This is a genomic window from Roseovarius sp. (assembly GCF_027019125.1).
GTDB lineage: Bacteria > Pseudomonadota > Alphaproteobacteria > Rhodobacterales > Rhodobacteraceae > Roseovarius.
Window position 1 is genome coordinate 261,836 of record NZ_JALUXE010000034.1, and the last position, 20,007, is coordinate 281,842.

Consider the following 20,007-nt stretch of genomic DNA (forward strand, 5'->3'; position numbering starts at 1 on the left):
AACAGGGGGCGGCCATGGCCATGTTCATCCTGCGCCGCGTCGGGATTATGATCCTGACGGCGCTCTGCCTGACGTTTATCGTCTTTTTCCTGACGAACCTGTATCCCAATCTGGAAAAGCTGGCCAAGACCCAAGGCGATTTCCGAATGAGCGACGAGGAAGTGGCGAGCTACCTCGGGCGCAATGGCTATCTGCAACCGATGCCGGTGAAATACGGGCAATGGTTGGGTGTGGTGCCGGGTTTCGTGATCGACGACCGTGACGGGGTGACGCGCGGCCAGTGTATTCCGCCCGACACCGACCCCAAGGACGCGCCCCGGTTCTGCGGCATCCTGCAAGGCGACTGGGGCTATTCCACCGTGTTCCGCGAGGATGTGGGCAAGATCCTGAGCGACAAGCTGGTGCTGACCGGCAGGCTCATGTTCTGGGTGATGGTGCTGATGGTGCCATCGGCACTGATCCTCGGGATCCTGGCAGGGATGCGTGAGGGGTCGCGCACCGACCGCACGCTCTCGACCTTTGCCATCACCACCACGGCCACGCCGGAATATGTCTCGGGCGTGCTGTTCATCGCGGTGTTTGCCAGCACGGCCGTGGGCCTCAAATGGTTCAAGGGCACGGCAACGGCGGCGATGGATGCCCCGGATTTCGAGAATTTCTTTCTGCCGGTGCTGACCATCGCCCTCTATGGCATGGGCTATATCGCGCGAATGACGCGGGCCAGCATGGCCGAGGTGATGACCGCGCAATATATCCGCACCGCGCGGCTGAAGGGTGTGAGTTTCTCGAATATCGTGATGAAACACGCGCTGCGCAACGCGCTGATTGCACCCTTTACCGTGATCATGCTGCAATTTCCGTGGCTTTTGAACGGGGTGGTGATCGTCGAGACCCTGTTCAACTACAAGGGCTTTGGCTGGACGCTGGTGCAGGCGGCGGGCAACAACGACATCGAGTTGCTCTTGGGCGTTTCGGTGATCTCGGTGATCGTGGTTCTGGTGACGCAGCTGATTTCGGACATCGGCTATGTCTTTCTCAATCCGCGCATCAGCGTGCGCTAAGGGGGTATCGAGGCCATGGAACCACTGAGCTGGAGCGAGATTGCCCTGCGGATGCTGGGGCTGTTCCTGCCGGTCTGGATCGCGCTGATCGTGACCTTTGCGGTGTCGATTGCGTTCAAGCGGCGTCTGGGCCTCTATGGCAAGCTGTTTGACAGCCCCATCGGGATGATCGGCTTTGCCATGGTGATGTTCTGGGTGTTCACCGGCATCTTTGGCGGGGCGTTCGACATGATCGTGACGCATGATGTGCTGTCGCAATCGGCCTCGATGAAGAACAAGGGGCCGGGCACGCCCTTTACGCAGTTGATGGGCACGCCCGATCCCGGGGCCTATCCCTATTACCTGTTGGGCGGGGACAACCTGGGCCGGGATGTGTTCAGCCGGATGGTGGCGGGCGCATGGGAAGTGATCAAGATCGCGCCCTTTGCCAGCATGTTCTCGTTCATGGTGGGGATCACGCTGGGCCTGCCTGCGGGCTATTATGGCGGGCGGCTGGATACGCTCTTGTCCTTCATGGCCAATCTCATCCTTGCCTTTCCGGTGATCCTGCTCTTTTACCTGCTGGTCACACCGGAAATCGTGCAGACGGGAATTCCGGTCTATATGGCGGCGGTGCTCTTTCTCTTTCCCATCGTGTTCCTGCTGCTGTTGTGGAACTCGCGCTATCACACGCAGCCCTCGCGGCGGAATGTCTATGTCGGGATCACGCTGGTGATCGGGCTCTGGCTCTATCTGGGGATTGCCTGGAATGCCGATCCTCTGGGGCTGGTCAGCTTTCCGCCCAACCTCCTGGTGGTGTTCGTGGCGGTTGTGTTCGTCAATTCGCCGACGGTGTTTCGCATCGTGCGCGGGCTGACCATGGATATCAAGACGCGCGATTACGTTGCCGCCGCGCAGACGCGGGGCGAGCGGCCCTGGTACATCATGCTGTGGGAAATCCTGCCCAATGCGCGCGGGCCGCTCTTGGTCGATTTCTGCCTGCGCATTGGCTATACGACGATCCTTTTGGGCACGCTCGGGTTCTTTGGTCTGGGCCTCAGCCCCGAGAGCCCGGATTGGGGCAGCACGATCAATGACGGGCGCAAATTGCTGACGATGTACCTGCATCCCGCACTTCCGCCTGCCTTTGCGCTCTTGTCGCTGGTGCTGGGGCTCAACCTCTTGGCCGATGGCCTGCGCGAGGAAAGCCTGCGGGATTGAGGCATTGGACGAACGCTGAAAGAGGGCGGCAGCGCCCCGGTGAATAGGGAGATGGACATGGCCAAGCTGGACTATGACGGGCCGATCCTGGAGATCGAGAACCTGTCGATTTCCTTTTTCACCCGGCTGCGCGAGATTCCGGCGGTGATGGATTTCTCCGTGACGGTGCAACCCGGCGAGGCGGTGGGGCTGGTGGGGGAATCCGGCTGCGGCAAATCCACGGTGGCGCTGGGGGTGATGCAGGATCTGGGCGTGAACGGGCGCATCGTGGGCGGGTCCGTGCGATTCAAGGGCCGCGATCTGGGACAGATGAGCGCCGCCGAGTTGCGCGACATTCGCGGCAACGAGATCGCGATGATCTATCAGGAGCCGATGGCAAGCCTGAACCCGGCCATGCGGATCGGCAAGCAACTGATCGAAGTGCCGATGATCCACGAGGGCATTTCCGAGTCTGAGGCCTGGGCGCGGGCGCTCGAGGTGGTGCGCGATGTGAAGCTGCCGGATCCCGAGCGGATCATGCGCAGCTATCCGCATCAGTTGAGCGGTGGGCAGCAGCAGCGGATCGTGATCGCCATGGCCTTGATGTCTAAGCCGTCGCTGCTGATCTTGGATGAACCGACGACCGCGCTTGACGTGACGGTCGAGGCAGCGGTGGTGGAACTGGTCAAGGACCTGGGCAAGAAGTATGGCACCTCCATGCTCTTCATCAGTCACAATCTTGGGCTGGTGCTTGAGACCTGCGACCGCATTTGCGTGATGTATTCCGGTGAAGCGGTCGAGACCGGCAGCATCAAGGATGTGTTCGACAAGATGCAGCATCCCTATACACAGGCTCTGTTTCGGTCGATCCCCCTGCCCGGCGCGGATAAGAACACGCGGCCGTTGAAGGCCATTCCCGGTAATTTCCCCCTGCCGCATGAACGCCCGGAGGGCTGTAATTTCGGGCCGCGCTGCGACTATTTTCAGGCCGGTCTATGCGATGTGGGCGATATTCCCATGGCGGGGGTCAAGGGCGATGATCGGCATTTCACCCGCTGCCTGCGGTTTGCCGAGATCGACTGGAACGCGCCGATCGAGGCCATGACGCAGCACGCGTCGGCAGCACCGGGCAACGTCGTGCTCAAGATGGAGAACCTCAAGAAGTATTACGAGGTTGCGGCCAACGCGCTCTTTGGCGGGAGCAGCGGCAAGAAGGTCGTCAAGGCCAACGAGACCCTGAGTTTCGAGGCGCGCGAGAGCGAGACATTGGCAATCGTGGGCGAGTCGGGCTGTGGCAAATCCACCTTTGCCAAGGTGTTGATGGGGCTCGAGACCGCGACCGAGGGGCAGATCCTGCTGGACAATCGCAGTATCGAGCAGGTGCCCATCGAGACGCGAGACACGCAGACCGTGGCCGATGTGCAGATGGTGTTCCAGAACCCGTTCGATACGCTCAACCCGTCGATGACCGTGGGGCGCCAGATCATCCGCGCGCTGGAGGTGTTCGGCATCGGGGACTCGGATCAGGCGCGGCGGGACGAGATGCTGCGCCTCCTCGATCTGGTCAAGCTGCCGCGCGAGTTCGCCGAACGGATGCCCCGGCAACTCTCGGGTGGGCAGAAGCAGCGGGTGGGCATCGCCCGCGCCTTTGCCGGCGGCGCACGGATCGTGGTGGCGGACGAGCCGGTCTCGGCGCTGGATGTGAGCGTGCAGGCGGCGGTGACGGATCTCTTGATGGAGATTCAGCGCAAGCAGAAGACGACATTGCTGTTCATTTCCCATGACCTCAGCATCGTGCGCTACCTGAGCGACCGGGTGATGGTCATGTATCTGGGTCATGTGGTGGAACTGGGCACCACAGATCAGGTGTTCTCGCCCCCCTATCACCCCTATACCGAGGCGCTGCTCTCGGCCGTGCCGATTGCCGATACGCGGATCACCAAGAAGCATATCGTGCTTGAGGGCGATGTGCCCTCGGCGATGAACCCGCCGCCCGGCTGCCCGTTCCAGACGCGGTGCCGGTGGAAAGCGCAGGTGCCGGGGAACCTGTGTGACCGTGAGGTGCCGCCCGTGCGCGAACTGGTGCCGGGGCATCAGGTGAAATGCCACCTGTCGCAAGAGATGTTCGACCAGATGGAACCGGTGATCACGGTTGCGGCGGAATAGGGTCTGCACGCCAGCTAGAGCGTGCTGCGTCTGATCCGGTTCACATCACCCCGGCCTGCGAGCCGGGGCCTTTACTCTGCCTCGGCGAGGTCCCGGATCAAGTCCGGGACGGGTGCTTTGGATTGAGTGCAACGCGCCCTAGAACCCCGAGAAAACCATGTCGAGCGCGCCGCGAATTTCATAGTCGCGGTCCCGGAGATCAGCGATAGCCGGGCCCGTGAGCACAGCCGATCTGACAGCCGCCATTTCCGCGACATGCAGGACATATGCCGCGCCGTCGAGGTCAAATATCGGCTCAAGACGGGTCAAAGGCGGTGGCCCGCTCTTTAACGGCACCAGAGGGGCGACGATCCGTGTCCCGATGTCGATCAGGTCGGTCTGCACATCGAGAACAAGCGACTTGTTCGGCAGGCGGTAAACGTGGAACTGCGCCATCAGTCGGTCTTGAGGACCTGGTATTCGGAAAGAGGCAGGGCATTGCCCGCGCTCCAGATGCGGCGGGCCTCGATCGCCTCGGCATTCTCTTCGGTCCAAGCGCGCGCCTGTTCTGTCCGCACGGCGCGGGCCAAGGCCGCTTCGCTGATGGATGACACATTCAGGTTCAACGCGCGCGCCTCGGACAAGAGACCGGCGTCAACGGTGATATTGGTGCGTTGCTTTTCCCGAGCGGATCGCGGCATGTCACAACCTCCGTTGCTATGCACGGATATACACATCTTGAGTGTGTCATTCAACGCACAAGGCCGCGACGGAGGAGGGTCTGCGCGCCAGCTAGAGCGTCAGGGCGCCGCGCGCGCGCAACACGCCCACGGTCATCATCGCGCTGGCAAAGACGAAATAGCCGGCGATGAGCACGAATTGCGCCTCGATGCCAAGGCCCAGATCAATGCCAAGCCCGGTCAGCCCCGGCCCGATGGCCGATCCCAGAACCATGACGGCGGCGGCCATGGCCTTGATGCTGCCGAGATGCGCGGTGCCATAGAATTCCGCCCAGAAGGCATTGGGCAGCGTGCTGTTGGCCCCCGTGGTCAACGCCAGAAACACGAACCCCAAGAGCAAGAGGCCCGACCCATCCGACAGGGCAAAGAGCAGAAAGGCGGCAACCATCGGCAGTTGCATGAACGGCAAGAGCCGCGCCGTGCCCAGCCGGTCGAGCGCCCAGCCCGAGAGGATCATCGCGCCGATGCCCACCGCCGTATAGACCGGGAACATCGCCACCAGCGCCACATGGCTGACGCCTTTGACCTCGGCGATATGCACCTGATGGAAAAAGAAGGCGGTGTTGAAGGCGGACGGCCCCAGGAGGGCAGGCACCATGAACCAGAAGAGGTAATGCCGCAGCGTCTGGCGGCGGGTCCAATGGCGCGCGTCCATGCCGAGGGACTGGCTGCTTCCGGCCCAGCTTTGCGGGGTGCGCTCCCGCCTCAGGAGCACCAGCAAGAGCGGGATGCCCAGACCGGCGACAAGCGCCGCCGCGACCCAGAGCAATCGCCAGTCATGGACCGTCAGGAGCGATACGAATATGAGCGGCAAGAACGCCTCGCCCAGCGCAAAGCCCAAGGTGGCGACGGAGAGCGCCTTGCCGCGCGCCGCCACGAACCAGCGCGCCATGGCAACCACCGCCAGATGGCTCAGCATGCCCTGTCCTGTGAAGCGCAGCGCAAAGATCACCAGCGGCAGCAGCCACCAGACCGGGTTGACCGCCATGAAAAGGCACGCGCCGACCATGAGCACCAGAACCAGAGGCGCCAGGCGGCGCACGCGAAAGAGGTCGGTCAGCCCCCCGGCCCAGACCATCACCAATGCCGAGGCCGTGGTGCCCAGCATATAGATGCCGCCCCATTGTCCGTGGCTGAGACCAAAGGTGTCGCGGATCTCACCGGCGAAAATCGAGATGAAATAAGTCTGTCCGAAACTGCTCAGGAAGGTCAGCAGAACCCCGGCGGTGAGCCAAGGCGCGTTGTCACGGAGAAAGGCGAGAATCGGCATGTGCCTTGTTCGCGCGAAACGCCGCTGAAGGAAAGGGGAGCGCATCGGACACTAGCGCAAAATATGGGGGAATGGCGTGACATTCCCCCCCAGACTTCGTATAAAATGGCAAAACTTCCGAAGGAAAATCCGCATGTCCGAACCCGCCGCAGTGCCCGAAGAATATGGTGCCGATTCCATCAAGGTTCTCAAGGGGTTAGAGGCAGTCCGCAAGCGTCCTGGGATGTATATCGGGGATACCGATGACGGCTCGGGTCTGCACCATATGGTGTATGAGGTCGTGGACAACGGCATCGACGAGGCGCTGGCCGGTCATGCCGACGCCGTCAACGTCACGATCCATGACGATTCCTCGGTTTCGGTCAGCGACAATGGGCGCGGCATCCCGGTGGATATTCACGAGGGTGAGGGCGTTTCCGCCGCCGAGGTCATCATGACCCAACTGCACGCGGGCGGCAAATTCGACAGCAATTCCTACAAAGTCTCGGGCGGTCTGCACGGGGTGGGCGTGTCGGTTGTGAACGCGCTGTCGGAATGGCTGGAACTGCGCATCTGGCGGGGTGGCAAAGAGCATTATGCCCGGTTCGAAGGCGGCAATACCGTAGAGCCGCTGCGCGTCGTGGGGGACGCGGGTGGCCGCAAGGGCACCGAGGTGCGCTTTCTCGCCTCGACCGAGACCTTTTCCAATCTCGAATACAGTTTCGAGACCCTGGAAAAGCGCCTGCGCGAGCTGGCCTTTCTCAATTCCGGGGTGCGGATCATCCTGACGGATGAGCGCCCGACAGAGCCGCTGCGCACGGAATTGTTCTACGAGGGCGGCGTCAAGGAATTCGTCAAATATCTCGACCGTCACAAATCGCCCGCCATGCCCGAGCCGATCTTTATCACCGGCGAGCGTGATGACATCGGCATCGAGGTGGCGATGTGGTGGAACGACAGCTATCACGAGACGGTGCTGCCCTTTACCAACAACATTCCGCAGCGCGATGGCGGCACCCACATGGCCGGCTTTCGCGGGGCGCTCACGCGCACGATCAATACCTATGCCCAGACCTCTGGCATCGCGAAGAAGGAAAAGGTGAGTTTCACCGGCGATGACGCGCGCGAGGGGTTGACCTGTGTTCTGTCGGTCAAGGTGCCTGATCCCAAATTCTCGTCCCAGACCAAGGACAAGCTGGTCAGTTCCGAGGTGCGCCCGGCGGTCGAGGGGTTGGTGGGCGAAAAGCTGGCCGAATGGTTCGAGGAAAATCCGCAGATCGCCAAGGTGATCGTCGGCAAGATCATCGAGGCGGCCCATGCCCGCGAGGCTGCGCGCAAGGCGCGCGAACTGACGCGCCGCAAGAACCCGATGGATGTCAATTTCCTTGCGGGCAAGCTCAAGGATTGCTCAAGCAAGGACCCCGCCAAGACCGAACTGTTCCTCGTCGAGGGTGACAGCGCCGGCGGCTCTGCCCAGACGGGCCGAGACCGGGGCACGCAGGCGGTGCTGCCGCTGCGCGGCAAGATTCTCAATGTCGAGCGCGCGCGGTTCGACCGGATGCTGGGCAGCCAGGAGATCGGCAATCTGGTGATGGCGCTGGGCACCGGCATTGGCCGCGATGAATTCGACATCTCGAAGCTGCGTTACCACAAGATCGTCATCATGACCGATGCCGACGTGGACGGCGCGCATATCCGCACGCTGCTGCTGACCTTCTTTTACCGGCAGATGCCCGAACTGATCGAGGGCGGGTACCTCTATATCGCGCAGCCGCCGCTCTACAAGGTGATGCGCGGCAAGTCCGAGGTCTATATCAAGGACCAGATGGGGCTGGAGGATTACCTGATCGCCCAAGGCACCACCGATGCCGCCCTGCGCCTTGGCTCGGGCGAGGAGATTGCCGGTCCGGACCTTGTGCGCGTGGTCGAAGAGGCGCGGCAGGCGCGGCGTATCCTCGAGGCGTTTCCGACGCATTATCCCCGGCACATCCTTGAACAGGCCGCGATTGCCGAGGCGTTCCTGCCCGGTCGCGTGGACAGTGACCTGCAAGGCGTGGCCGATACCGTGGCAAGCCGGCTCGACATGATCTCGAACGAATACGAGCGCGGCTGGCAGGGGCGTCCGACGCAGGACAAGGGGATGCGCCTGTCGCGCACCGTGCGCGGGGTCGAGGAAATGCGCACGCTGGATGGTCCCGTGCTGCGCGGCGGCGAGGCGCGCAAGCTGGCGCAACTGACCACGCAACTCCGCGATATTTACCGCGAGCGCGCCACCCTGATCCGCAAGGACCGGGTGCAGGCCATCTTTGGGCCGCTCGACCTGCTGGATGCGATCCTCAAGGAAGGGGAAAAGGGGCTGAGCCTGCAACGCTACAAGGGTCTGGGCGAGATGAATCCCGATCAGCTCTGGGAAACCACGCTTGATCCCGAGGCGCGCACGCTGCTCCAGGTCAAGATCGACGATGTGGCCGAGGCCGACGATCTCTTTACCAAGCTGATGGGCGATGTGGTCGAGCCGCGCCGCGAGTTCATTCAGGACAACGCGCTCAACGTCGCCAATCTGGATTTCTGACGGAGACCGCCTATCTCACGCGCAGGGTGCCATGGGTTCGGTTGGGGCACCCGCGCAGCAAAAGGGCCACTGACATGCGATACCTGCTGCTGATCCTGTCGCTCTTGGCCGCGCCCGCCCAAGCCCGAAGCGTCACCGATAGCGCGGGGCGCGTGGTCGAGGTGCCCGAAACGGTCGGGAGCGTCTTTGCCGCCGGACCGCCTGCCGCGATCCTTGTCTATATCCTCAAGCCCGAGGCCCTGACCGGCTGGCCTCGGGCGCTGCGCCCGGAAGAGCGCGCCTATATCGCCGAACCCTATCGCGATCTGCCCGAAACCGGGCGGATCACCGGGCGCGGCGGTGAGGCCAACCTTGAACGTGTGCTCGCGATCAAGCCTGATCTCATCCTCGACTTCGGCTCGGTGCGCGACACCTATGTCGATCTTGCCAACCGTGTGCAGGAGCAAACAGGTATTCCCTATCTGCTGATCGACGGACGATTTGAGAAGACGCCCGAGGCGCTGAGGCTCCTTGGTGCGGCGCTGGGCGTGCCCGAGCGGGCCGAAGCGCTGGCGAGCCATGTCGAAAGCGTCTTTGCCCGGATCGACGCCCTGCTCGCGGATATGCCCCAAGAGACCCGCCCGCGCGTCTATCTTGCCCGTGGGCCCGAAGGGCTTGAGACCGGGATGAAAGGCTCGATCAACACCGAGATCATCGAACGCGCCGGCGGGCGCAATGTGGCGGATGACGGGGGTGCGACGCGCGGGCTGGTTCAGGCCTCGATGGAGCAGGTTCTGGTCGCCAACCCCGAGATCATCGTGACCTGGGACCGGAATTTTCATGCCGGTGTTTTTGAGGATCCGCTCTGGCAGGGGATCGACGCGGTGCGCAACGGGCGCGTGCATCTGTCGCCCACGGCGCCCTTTGGCTGGATCGACCGGCCTCCGTCGCTCAACCGGATGATGGGGCTGATCTGGATGGCGGGATTGCTCTATCCCGACCACTGGCGCGGCGATCTGCGCGCGGAAACACGCGCGTTTTACAAGCTCTACTACCATGTCGATCTGAGTGATGCGGAACTGGAAAGGCTGCTGGAATGGGCCGAGGGACGACCGCCGAACTGACCCGGCAAAAGCCGGTTTTGACCTTGACGGGGGCGCTGGCGCTTGGCGTTGCGATCCTGGCCTTTGGTGCCTTGATGCTGGGTCCCTATGCGCTGACACCTGCCGAAACGCTCGCCGCTCTTTTGGGACGCGGGGACAGTCAGGCAGAGATCGTCGTCTGGAACATTCGCCTGCCGCGCGTGGCGGCGGCGATTCTGGTCGGGGCCGCGCTGGCGGCGGCCGGGGCCAGCTATCAGGCGCTGTTTCGCAACCCGCTTGTCTCGCCCGATATTCTCGGAGTGTCTGCCGGGGCCGGGCTTGGGGCTGTGGCGGGAATCTTTCTGTCGCTGCCCGTCGCGGCGATCCAGGTCTCGGCCTTTGTCGGGGGCATGGCCGCGGTTGGGGTTGTCACCCTCGTCGCGGCGCTGGTCCGCAATACCGACCGGACGCTGACATTGGTGCTGATCGGGGTCGTGATCGGCGCATTGGCGGGGGCGGCCACCTCGTTGCTCAAGGTGATGGCCGATCCCTATGACCAATTGCCTGCCATTACCTTTTGGCTTCTGGGTTCTCTCGCCGCGATCACGACCGAAGACATCCGCCCGGCCCTGCCGCTTGTCCTGCTTGGGCTGGTGCCGCTGGTCCTGTTGCGCTGGCGGATCAATGTTCTCAGCCTCGGCGATGAAGAGGCCCGCGCGCTGGGTGTCGAGGTTGGGCGCACGCGGTTCCTTGTGATCGCGGCCGCCACGCTCATCACCGCGAGTGTGACAGCCCTCGCCGGGGTCGTGGGCTGGGTTGGTCTTGTCATCCCGCATATCGCGCGGATGCTGGTCGGGCCGGGCTTTGGCCGCCTCTTGCCCACCTCGGTGCTGATCGGCGCGGCCTATCTTCTGATTGTCGATACTGCCGCGCGACTGATGGCCCAGACCGAGGTGCCGTTGGGTATCCTGACCGCCGTGATCGGCGCGCCCTTCTTTGTCTGGTTGCTGGCGCGCGGGCGGCGGGGCTGGTCATGATGCTGCGGGCGCGGGATCTGAGCATCGGCTATGGCCCGACCGTGATCGGCACGGGCATCGGGCTGGACGTGCAGGCCGGTGAGATCCTGTGCCTGCTGGGGCCGAACGGCTGTGGCAAGACCACGCTCTTTCGCACGCTTTTGGGCCTGTTACCGGCGCGCGCGGGCACGGTCCTGTTGGGGGGCAAGCCGCTTACGACACAGGCCCGCGGTGAAATTGCCCGGCAGGTCGCCTATGTCCCGCAGGCCCATGCGCCGCCCTTTCCCTTTGAGGCGCTCGAAGTGGTGCTGATGGGGCGCACGGCGCGTTTGGGGCTCTTTGGTCAACCGGGGGCGCGGGATCGTGCGGTGGCGCGCGATGCGCTTGACCGTCTCGGCATCGGTGCGCTTGCGCATCGCGATTACGCGCGGCTGTCGGGTGGCCAGCGCCAGCTTGTCCTGATTGCGCGCGCACTGGCACAGGAGGCGCCGCTGATCGTCATGGACGAACCCACCGCCAGTCTCGATTTCGGAAATCAGGCGCAGGTTCTGGCACAGATTCGCGCGCTCGTGACCGAAGCGGCCAGCGAGGGCCGCAGTGTCATCCTCTCGACCCATGATCCCGATCAGGCCTTTGCGCTGGGCGCCCGCGTGGTGGTGATGAAAGACGGGCGCATCTTTGCCCAAGGGGAGGCCGACGCGGCGCTGACCAGCGCCACGCTCAGCGCGGTCTACGGGATCGACATCACGGTCGAAACGACGCCATCGGGGCGCAAGGTGTGCCTGCCCTCGCTGCGGCACGCCCGCACCACCGCCCCTCAATTCGCGGAATAGGCCCAGTCCCAATAGAGTTGACGCACCTTTTCGGTGACGGGACCGGGTTTGTAGTGCGTGTCCTCAAAGGCAGAGACGGGTGTGACCTTCATCAGGTTGCCGGACAGGAACACCTCGTCCGCCGCGTGAAAATCGTCGAAGGTCATCACCGTTTCATGCACCTCGATCCCCGCGCGGCGCATGTTCTCGATATGCCGCGCGCGGGTGATACCCGCCAGAAACGTGCCATTGGGAATAGGCGTGAACACCGCGCCATCCTTGACGGCAAAGACATTGGCGGTCGCGGTTTCGGCCACATTGCCCAGCGCATCCGCGACCAGCGCATTGCCAAAGCCACGGCTGCGCGCCTCTTTCAACATCCTTGCATTGTTGGGATAGAGGCATCCCGCCTTGGCATTGACCACCGCATCCTCGAGCACCGGACGGCGAAACCGCGTGCGGCAGAGCGTCGTGCTGAACCCCTCTGGCGGCATCGGAATTTCCTCGAGACTTATTGCAAAGCCGGTGGCGCCCTCCTTGGGCACGATCCCCAGATCGCCGCCGTCGAGCGCCCAGTACATCGGCCGGATATAGACCGCCGCCTCCTTGGGATAGGCGCGCAACCCCTCCCAGACGATCTCGACCATATCCGCCGCCTCGACCGTCGGCGTGATCATCAGCGCACGGGCCGAGGCATTGACGCGGGCGCAATGTCTGGCCAGATCCGGGGCGATGCCATCGACATAGCGCGCGCCGTCAAACACCGTCGTGCCGAGCCATGCGCCATGATCCGCCGCCCGGATCACCGCCGGATCGCCAGCATGCCATGACCCGTTGAAATATGTGCGAATATTCGTGCCCGTCGCCATCTGCGTGCCCTCCCTAGCGGTCGGGCAGAGCCTATGCCGTGCGTCGCGCCGCGTCTAGCCCTCTGCCGGGGTCATGTGACAAAAGCTCTTTCAAATCAATGCGGTCATTGACCATGGCGAGATGGCCTGCGCCATGCGCAGGTCAGACCGCTGCTTTCAGGCTCTCGTCCAGATAGATTTCGCGCAACCGCGCGGCCACATGGCCCGGCACACCGCCCCCCAGGGCGACACCGTCAATCTCGACCACCGGCATGACAAAGGCGCTGGCCGAGGTCACGAACGCCTCATCGGCATCCTTGGCCTCGTCAATCGTGAAGGCGCGTTCCTCGACCACCATCTGCGCTTCGCGGGCAAAGCGCAGGACCGCGGCGCGGGTGATCCCGTGCAGGATGTCGTTCGAGAGCTGCCGGGTGATGATCCGGTTGCCCTTGACGATATAGGCGTTGTTGCTGGTGCCTTCGGTCACATGGCCATCCTCGACCATCCAGGCATCATCGCATCCGGCCTTCTTGGCCATCATCTTGCCCATCGAGGGATAGAGAAGCTGCACCGTCTTGATGTCCCGCCGACCCCAGCGAATATCCTCGATGCTGATGACCTTGATCCCGGTCTTGGCCACCGGATTCTCTGCCAGGCCCGGCTTGGACTGGGTAAAGAGCACGAGCGTCGGCTCGGTCGTTTCGGCGTTCGGGAACACGAAATCGCGGTCGCCGTCGCTGCCGCGCGTGACCTGAAGATAGACCAGACCATCGGTGATCTCGTTGGCGCGGACCAATTCGCGGTGAATCTCCAGCAGATCGTCGAAGGCCGCCGGCTTCTTCATGTCGAGTTCGCTGAGCGACCGTTCCAGCCGCGCCAGATGCCCGCCGAAATCAATCAGCTTGCCGCCCAGCACGCTTGTCACCTCGTAAACGCCGTCGGCCATCAGAAACCCCCGATCAAAGATCGAAACGGTGGCCTCGGTTTCCGGCAGATACTTGCCGTTTACATAGACAGTGCGCATGGTCTCATCCCCATAGTTCTGGCCGTGGCGGATGCACGCCCGCGGCATCGAAAATCAAAGCGTTCTCGCGGTCTTCGGCCAGAAGCAGCGGGCCGTCAAGGTCTGTCACCATCGCGCCTTGGGCTACAAGCGTCGCAGGCGCCATGGCAAGCGAGCTTCCGACCATGCAACCGACCATGATTCCATAGCCCTCGGCGCGCGCGGCATCGCGCAAAGCCAGCGCCTCGGTCAGACCGCCGGTCTTGTCCAGCTTGATGTTGACCACGTCATATTTGCCCTTGAGTTTGGGCAGGCTGGCGCGGTCATGGCAGGATTCGTCGGCACAGACCGGAACGGGCCGCGCCATCCCGATCAGCGCCTCATCCGCGCCTGCGGGCAGCGGTTGCTCTACCAACGCCACGCCAAGCCGCACCAGGTGCGGGGCCAGATCAGCATAGACCGCCGCTGTCCAGCCCTCGTTGGCATCGACGATGATCCTGGCCTCCGGCGCGCCGCGCCGGACCGCTTCGAGCCGTGGCATGTCATCCGGCGTGCCCAGCTTGATCTTGAGCAGGGGGCGATGCGCGTGTTTCGCGGCCTGCGCCTGCATCGCCTCGGGTGTGTCGAGCGACAGCGTATAGGCCGTGATCTCGGGCCCCGGCGCGGGCAGCCCGGCCAGATCCCAGACGCGGCATCCCGCGCGCTTGGCCTCGAGATCCCAGAGCGCGCAATCCACCGCGTTGCGCGCCGCCCCGGCCGGCAAGAGATCGTAGAGCGCGGCGCGCGTCAGAGTGCCGGGCAGCCCCTCGATCTGCGCCGTCACGCTCTCGAGTGTTTCGTCATAACGGGCATAGGGCACGCATTCGCCCCAGCCCGTCACGCCGCCCTCGGTTATCCGCACGGTCAAGACCTTGGCTTCGGTCCGCGATCCCCGGCTGATGGTGAACACCTGCGCCAGTCGGAACACATCCCGTGTCACATCAATCTGCAAGGCTGCCCCCTTTCATCGTTCTTCGAATACTCAAATCGCGGCCAAGGCAGCCACCAGCGGCGCGGACCCGAACCGATAGGGATCGGTTGCGGGCAATCCCATCTCGGCCTCGACACGGGCCAGATAGGCGCGCGCCTCTTCCTCGGTCATATGCTGGGTATTGACCGAAACGCCCACCACCTGACAGGCGGGGTTGGCGATCCGCGCGATGGGCAGCGCCATGTCGCGCAACGCCTCGAGCGTGGGCGGCGTGTAATCGGGCAGGCCGCGCATATGGGCGCGCGTCGGCTCGTGACAGAGGATCAGCGCATCGGGCTGGCCCCCATGAATGAGCGCCATCGTCACCCCGGAAAAGGACACGTGAAAGAGGCTGCCCTGCCCCTCGATGAGATCCCAGTGGTCGGGATCATTATCCGGGGTCAGCCATTCCACCGAACCGGCCATGAAATCCGCGACGACCGCATCGAGCGGCACGCCATCGCCGGTGATCAGGATCCCCGTCTGGCCGGTCGCCCGAAAGGTGGCCTTCATGCCTGCGGCGATCATCTCGCGCTCCATCGCCATGGCGGTATACATCTTGCCCACCGAGCAATCCGTGCCCACGGCCAAACAGCGCTTGCCGGTGCGTTTCTTGCCATCCGCGATGGGATATTTCACCGAAGGCACGCGCACATCATGCAGTTTGCGCCCTGTCGCCTCGGCCACCGCGCGCAGATCGGCCTCGTCACGCAAGAGGTTATGCAGGCCTGCCGCCAGATCGAACCCCTCTTCCAGCGCCGCCACCAGCACCTTTTTCCAGGCTTGGCTGATGATGCCGCCCCGATTGGCCACGCCGATGACCACGGTCTTGACGCCCGCCGCCTTGGCCTCGGCCAGCGTCATGTCGGGCAGACCCAGATCGGCACCGCAACCGGGCAGGCGGAATTGACCAAGTGCATTCTCGGGCCGCCAGTCACGGATGCCGATGGCGACCTTGGCAGCCAGCATGTCGGGCGCATCGCCCAGGAACAACAGATAGGGGGTCTCGATCATGGCACATCCTTTCGCAATAGCTTGGCGACAGTTTCCAACGAATTCTTTGTGATTTTCTGTTTGATTTCATGTAATTCACATAATTTCCACATATTCCTTCGACATATGTGTCAGTTCTTCGAATTTTCTTCACTATGCCTTTTCTGCGCGCATGCGGGGTGCCGGGAAAACCGCCTTGCAGAGCCCTGCGCAATTTCATAACCACAGCCGCGATAATCCCGCAATTTCCTTATGTAACGGAGCCACCCGCCCATGAGCTTTCGCCTGCAACCGCCCGCCCCTGCCCGCCCGAACCGCTGCCAGCTTTTTGGCCCCGGCTCCAACACCAAACTGTTCGAGAAAATGGCGGCCTCGGCGGCGGATGTGGTGAATATCGACCTTGAGGATTCCGTCGCCCCCTCGGACAAGGACATCGCCCGCAAGAATACCATCGAGGCGATCAATACCGTGGATTGGGGCAAGAAAACCCTCTCGGTGCGGATCAACAGCCTCGATTCCCCGTTCTGGTATCGCGATGTGGTGGAGCTGCTCGAAAACGCCAGCGAGCGGCTAGATCAGATCATGATCCCCAAGGTCGGCTGCGGCGCGGATATCTATGCCGTGGATGCGCTGGTCACCGCGATCGAGGCCGCGAAGGGCCGGAAAAAGCGGATCGCCTTTGAAGTCATCATCGAATCCGCCGCCGGGATTGCGCATGTCGAGGAAATCGCCGCCGCTTCGCCCCGGCTTGAGGCGATGAGCCTGGGTGCCGCAGATTTCGCGGCCTCGATGGGGATGCAGACCACCGGCATCGGCGGCACGCAAGAGGATTACTATATGCTGCGCGAGGGCCAGCGCTATTGGTCCGATCCGTGGCATTGGGCGCAGACCGCCATTGTCGCCGCCTGCCGCACCCATGGTCTCTTGCCGGTCGATGGCCCGTTCGGCGATTTCTCGGATGATGAGGGTTTTCGCGCGCAGGCGCGGCGCTCGGCCACGCTGGGCATGGTTGGCAAATGGGCGATTCACCCCAAGCAGATCGCGCTTGCCAACGAGATTTTCACGCCCTCCGAAGCGGCCGTGCAAGAGGCCCGCGAGATCCTGAAAGCGATGGAAGAGGCCAAGGCACGCGGCGAGGGCGCGACCACCTACAAGGGCCGCCTTGTCGATATCGCCTCGATCAAACAGGCCGAGGTGATCGTCAAACAGTCCGAGATGATCGCAGGTCAGTAAAGCAGAAGAGGGCGGTCCAGTGGGCCGCCCTTATCTCTGCCGCCGCAGATAGACGTAATAGGCCCCGCCGCCGCCGTGTTTCAGATGCGCCTCGGTGATCTGCAACACCAGCGAGGCCAGCGGCGGCATCCGCAACCATTGCGGCACGTTGTGACGCAACACACCGTGCCGCACCGGGATCGGCCCACCCGTGTCACGATCCTTGCCCTTGCCCGTCACCACCAGCACCAGCCGCAGCCCCGCCGCATGGGACCGCAGGATGAACCCGGTCAGTGCGGGATGCGCGCGCTCCATGGTCATGCCGTGCAGGTCGATCTTGGCCTCGGGGATCAGCTTGCCGCGCTTCATCCGCTGAAACGCCTTCTTGTCCATCTGCACCGGCGCGGTCGCCAGCCGCTCGGGGAGGCAGGGCAGGACATCATGCGCGGGCGGCGCGCCCGCCGCCTTCTGCCCGATCTGGAAATCTTCGAGCTTTGGCATGGGCGGGGCGCTGCGCGGGTTGCGGATCATCGGTTCGGGGTGCGGCGCGGGTGCCGGCGCGCGCGCTGCGGCCTCGGGACGGATGCGCTGCGCGGTGCGCGCCACCTGCTGCCAAAGCTCCAGCTCTTCGGGCCGGACACGCCGGCGGCTCATGGCATCTGCTCCGGCAGCATGGCGTAGGCGCGTTGAATGGGCATCAGCACCACCATCCGCCCCGGATCGCGCAGCCGCCCGGCCGCCTGACCCGCCGCATCGCCCGTGCCAAAGAAGATGTCGGCGCGCTGCGCGCCCTTGATCGCCGATCCGGTATCCTGCGCCACCATCAGGCGGCGGATCGGACCATCGCCCTCTTTTTCCACCCACACGGGCGCGCCCAGGGGCACAAAGGCCGGATCGACCGCCACGGTGCGCAGGGTCGTCACCGACCGGTTCATTGCCCCCAGCGGTCCACGCTCGGCCGGCACATCGTCAATCCGGCGAAAGAACACATAGGACGGGTTGTGAAAGAGCAGCTCGCGCCCCTCTTCGGGATTGCGCCGCACCCAGTTCTTGATCACCTCGGCGGACACCTGATGCACCGAATAAATCCCGCGCTGCACCAGTTCGACCCCGATCGAGCGATAGGGATGGCCATTGGCCCCCGCATAGCCCACGCGGATCACCTGACCATTCTCAAGCCTGATCCGCCCGGAGCCTTGGATTTGCAGGAAAAAAAGCTCGACCGGGTCATCGACCCAGGCAATCTCGAGCCCGCGCCCGCGCATGACATCGGTGGTCTCGATCTCGCGGCGGGTGAGCCAGGGATTCGACAACCGCGCCTCGGGCGGTTCGCGATACACCGGATAGCGATAGCGCCCGCTGGGGCGCAACGCGCCATGCAACTCTGGCTCGAAATAGCCGGTGAAGAGCGCGGGCTTGCCCTCGGACACCATGACGGGGCGAAAGAACAGTTCGAAGAATCCCCGTGCATCGGGGCGCTGCTGCGCCAGAGCACAGAGCGACCGCCAATCGGGGTCCTTCATATCAGGGCAGGTGTTGAGATAAACGGAAAGGGCCGCGGCGTGATCATCCTCGGCCCATCCATCAAGATCGTCAAAGCTCAGGATTTCGTGGGTCACGTCCTGCGCCATGGCCGGTGTCGCACACACCAGCCACAGCCCCAGACCAATTCCCCACAGCCCCCGGATCATTCGCCCGTGGCAACAAGCCGCCAGTTGGGATCATCCGATCCCATGATCCGCTCATAGGTCCAGACATCCTTTTGACGTTTCGACTGGCCCGGCGCCCCTTCGACGATCTCGCCGTTGCTGTCGCGCACGACCGAAATCAACTCGCCTACATAGCGGACGGAAATCTCTGCCCGCCGCGTATCGGCATCGAACGCTGCATCCGACAGCGCCAATTCCCGCACGCCGATGAATTCTGCCTCAATGGTCAGCCCCTGCTGCTCCCGGGCATCGACCACCTGGGCAAAGGTCTCGTAGACCTCGCGATCCAGAAACGGCGTCACCTCGTCCAGCTTGCCCCGCTCAAAGGCCATGAGGATCATCTCATAGGCGCCGCGCGCGCCCTGCAGAAAGGTGGTGACGCTGAAATCCGGCTCGATCCGCTTCATCTCGGCCAGGGCGGCGGCGGCGTCTGAATCCTCGGGCACATGATCGACGATGTCATGGTCCGGGCCCCCTTCGATCACCTCGAACTCGCGGCGGCGACGGGTGTCGGGCGCGGGCGCGCTGCGCGTCGGCCCCTCGAACCCGTCACGCGTGCCCAGAACATTCTTGAGCCGCAAAATCAGGAAAATGGCGATACCGGCGAGCACCAGTAACTGCAAGATGGGCGAATTCATGGACACCTCTTGTTGTGCGGGGCATGGTAAGCGTCTGCGCTCAGTCCTATGTAGGGGCTGGACAGGGTCAAGTCCACCGTAAGGGTCACAAAACAAAGGGGGGCCGCGCATGTGGCTTTTTCTGGCATTCCTCGCCGTTCCGCTGATCGAAATCGCGCTGTTCATTCAGGTGGGCGGGCTGATCGGCCTGTGGCCCACGCTGGCGATTGTCGTGCTGACCGCCGTCATTGGCACATGGCTCTTGCGGATGCAGGGGGCGGTCGCGATGACGAACCTGCGCCGCTCGTTTTCAGAGCTTGACGATCCGTCGGAGCCGCTGGCGCATGGGGCGATGATCCTGTTCGCGGGGGCGCTGCTGCTCACGCCGGGGTTCTTTACCGACGGGCTGGGCTTTGCGCTCTTGATGCCGCCGGTGCGCCGCGCCGTGTTCCGGCAGATCCGTCAGCGCGTGCATGTCCAGCGCTTCGAGATGGGCGGTCGCCCGCCCCCCGCCCGCGACGATGTGGTCGAGACCGACTATGAGGACGTGACGCCCGATCGCACGCCCCAAGACCCCAATCGCAGACTGCATTAGCGCCCGACGCCTCCCGCGACACCGCCAACCTTGGGGCAAGCGCCTGTCAGGGCGGTATTGGCGCGTCCTGCTCAAATATGTTGACCCGCAAGAGGAGCGCAGGCAAGCTGCTTGCCAAGGCGCTGGCCCCGGAGGCAAGGCACCGGTTTGAATTAGAGATACTTCGGTTATGATTTTCGAGAGAGT

19 protein-coding genes are annotated in these 20,007 nt (G+C 63.5%); 9 read left to right on the top strand and 10 right to left on the bottom strand.

What is annotated here, in order from left to right; genetic code table 11:
* Positions 1-14: 14 nt before the first annotated feature.
* Genes MVC20_RS17550 through MVC20_RS17560 form a run of 3 tightly spaced genes read left to right on the top strand, consistent with a single transcriptional unit; the run spans position 15 to position 4,406 of the window.
* Positions 15-1,061 (top strand): ABC transporter permease, encoded by a 1,047-nt coding sequence (locus MVC20_RS17550; RefSeq protein ID WP_297543732.1) that lies wholly within the window; start codon positions 15-17, stop codon positions 1,059-1,061.
* A gap of 15 nt (positions 1,062-1,076) precedes the next feature.
* Positions 1,077-2,261: an ABC transporter permease gene (locus tag MVC20_RS17555; RefSeq protein ID WP_297543734.1), complete on the top strand. Its 1,185-nt coding sequence runs from the start codon at positions 1,077-1,079 to the stop codon at positions 2,259-2,261.
* Positions 2,262-2,318: 57 nt separating this feature from the next.
* Entirely contained in the window at positions 2,319-4,406 is a 2,088-nt protein-coding gene (locus MVC20_RS17560) for an ABC transporter ATP-binding protein (protein WP_297543736.1), read from the top strand.
* Between the two features lie 138 nt (positions 4,407-4,544).
* Here the strand turns inward: MVC20_RS17560 and MVC20_RS17565 are convergent, their stop codons facing one another.
* The 3 genes from MVC20_RS17565 to MVC20_RS17575 all read right to left on the bottom strand — a co-directional run bounded on the left by MVC20_RS17565 (position 4,545) and on the right by MVC20_RS17575 (position 6,395).
* Complete coding sequence (locus MVC20_RS17565) at positions 4,545-4,841, bottom strand: CcdB family protein (protein WP_297543738.1); 297 nt, start codon at positions 4,839-4,841, stop codon at positions 4,545-4,547.
* Complete coding sequence (locus MVC20_RS17570; RefSeq protein WP_297543740.1) at positions 4,841-5,086, bottom strand: type II toxin-antitoxin system CcdA family antitoxin; 246 nt, start codon at positions 5,084-5,086, stop codon at positions 4,841-4,843. The genes MVC20_RS17565 and MVC20_RS17570 overlap by 1 nt, the downstream gene beginning before the upstream one ends.
* Positions 5,087-5,177: 91 nt before the next feature.
* Complete coding sequence (locus tag MVC20_RS17575; RefSeq protein WP_297543742.1) at positions 5,178-6,395, bottom strand: MFS transporter; 1,218 nt, start codon at positions 6,393-6,395, stop codon at positions 5,178-5,180.
* Between the two features lie 133 nt (positions 6,396-6,528).
* Here MVC20_RS17575 and gyrB point away from each other — a divergent pair, with 133 nt between their 5' ends.
* The 4 genes from gyrB (at position 6,529) to MVC20_RS17595 (ending at position 11,856) form a co-directional block, all read left to right on the top strand.
* A complete protein-coding gene (gyrB, locus tag MVC20_RS17580; protein WP_297543744.1) occupies positions 6,529-8,946 on the top strand; it encodes a DNA topoisomerase (ATP-hydrolyzing) subunit B in 2,418 nt (805 codons plus the stop codon).
* 74 nt (positions 8,947-9,020) lie between these two features.
* Positions 9,021-10,049 (top strand): iron ABC transporter substrate-binding protein, encoded by a 1,029-nt coding sequence (locus MVC20_RS17585; protein ID WP_297543746.1) that lies wholly within the window; start codon positions 9,021-9,023, stop codon positions 10,047-10,049.
* A complete protein-coding gene (locus MVC20_RS17590; RefSeq protein WP_297543748.1) occupies positions 10,022-11,044 on the top strand; it encodes an iron ABC transporter permease in 1,023 nt (340 codons plus the stop codon). The genes MVC20_RS17585 and MVC20_RS17590 overlap by 28 nt, the downstream gene beginning before the upstream one ends.
* A complete protein-coding gene (locus MVC20_RS17595; RefSeq protein ID WP_363320824.1) occupies positions 11,041-11,856 on the top strand; it encodes an ABC transporter ATP-binding protein in 816 nt (271 codons plus the stop codon). Before MVC20_RS17590 ends, MVC20_RS17595 begins: the two co-directional genes overlap by 4 nt.
* Here MVC20_RS17595 and MVC20_RS17600 read toward each other — a convergent pair.
* From MVC20_RS17600 to dgcN, 4 genes are all read right to left on the bottom strand, one after another.
* Complete coding sequence (locus MVC20_RS17600; protein ID WP_297543750.1) at positions 11,841-12,704, bottom strand: branched-chain amino acid aminotransferase; 864 nt, start codon at positions 12,702-12,704, stop codon at positions 11,841-11,843. The two genes, MVC20_RS17595 and MVC20_RS17600, sit on opposite strands and share 16 nt — an antisense overlap.
* A 142-nt stretch (positions 12,705-12,846) precedes the next feature.
* Positions 12,847-13,707, bottom strand: coding sequence for a D-amino-acid transaminase (locus MVC20_RS17605; RefSeq protein WP_297543752.1), 861 nt, complete (start codon positions 13,705-13,707; stop codon positions 12,847-12,849).
* A gap of 4 nt (positions 13,708-13,711) precedes the next feature.
* On the bottom strand, positions 13,712-14,677 hold the full coding sequence (gene dgcA, locus MVC20_RS17610) for an N-acetyl-D-Glu racemase DgcA (protein ID WP_297543754.1): 966 nt from the start codon (positions 14,675-14,677) through the stop codon (positions 13,712-13,714).
* A 30-nt stretch (positions 14,678-14,707) separates the two neighbouring features.
* Positions 14,708-15,709, bottom strand: a complete 1,002-nt coding sequence (gene dgcN / locus MVC20_RS17615) for an N-acetyltransferase DgcN (RefSeq protein WP_297543756.1) — start codon at positions 15,707-15,709, stop codon at positions 14,708-14,710.
* A gap of 252 nt (positions 15,710-15,961) precedes the next feature.
* Here dgcN and MVC20_RS17620 point away from each other — a divergent pair, with 252 nt between their 5' ends.
* Complete coding sequence (locus tag MVC20_RS17620; RefSeq protein WP_297543757.1) at positions 15,962-16,921, top strand: L-malyl-CoA/beta-methylmalyl-CoA lyase; 960 nt, start codon at positions 15,962-15,964, stop codon at positions 16,919-16,921.
* A 30-nt stretch (positions 16,922-16,951) separates the two neighbouring features.
* Here MVC20_RS17620 and MVC20_RS17625 read toward each other — a convergent pair whose 3' ends face one another.
* From MVC20_RS17625 to MVC20_RS17635, 3 genes are read right to left on the bottom strand one after another with little or no spacing between them, the layout of a single operon-like run.
* Entirely contained in the window at positions 16,952-17,554 is a 603-nt protein-coding gene (locus MVC20_RS17625; protein WP_297543759.1) for a Smr/MutS family protein, read from the bottom strand.
* Positions 17,551-18,591 (bottom strand): murein transglycosylase A, encoded by a 1,041-nt coding sequence (locus MVC20_RS17630; RefSeq protein WP_297543761.1) that lies wholly within the window; start codon positions 18,589-18,591, stop codon positions 17,551-17,553. The genes MVC20_RS17625 and MVC20_RS17630 overlap by 4 nt, the downstream gene beginning before the upstream one ends.
* Entirely contained in the window at positions 18,588-19,247 is a 660-nt protein-coding gene (locus tag MVC20_RS17635) for a Tim44/TimA family putative adaptor protein (RefSeq protein WP_297543763.1), read from the bottom strand. Before MVC20_RS17635 ends, MVC20_RS17630 begins: the two co-directional genes overlap by 4 nt.
* 109 nt (positions 19,248-19,356) lie before the next feature.
* Here MVC20_RS17635 and MVC20_RS17640 point away from each other — a divergent pair, with 109 nt between their 5' ends.
* Entirely contained in the window at positions 19,357-19,821 is a 465-nt protein-coding gene (locus tag MVC20_RS17640; protein WP_297543765.1) for an FxsA family protein, read from the top strand.
* The last annotated feature ends 186 nt before the right edge of the window (positions 19,822-20,007 follow it).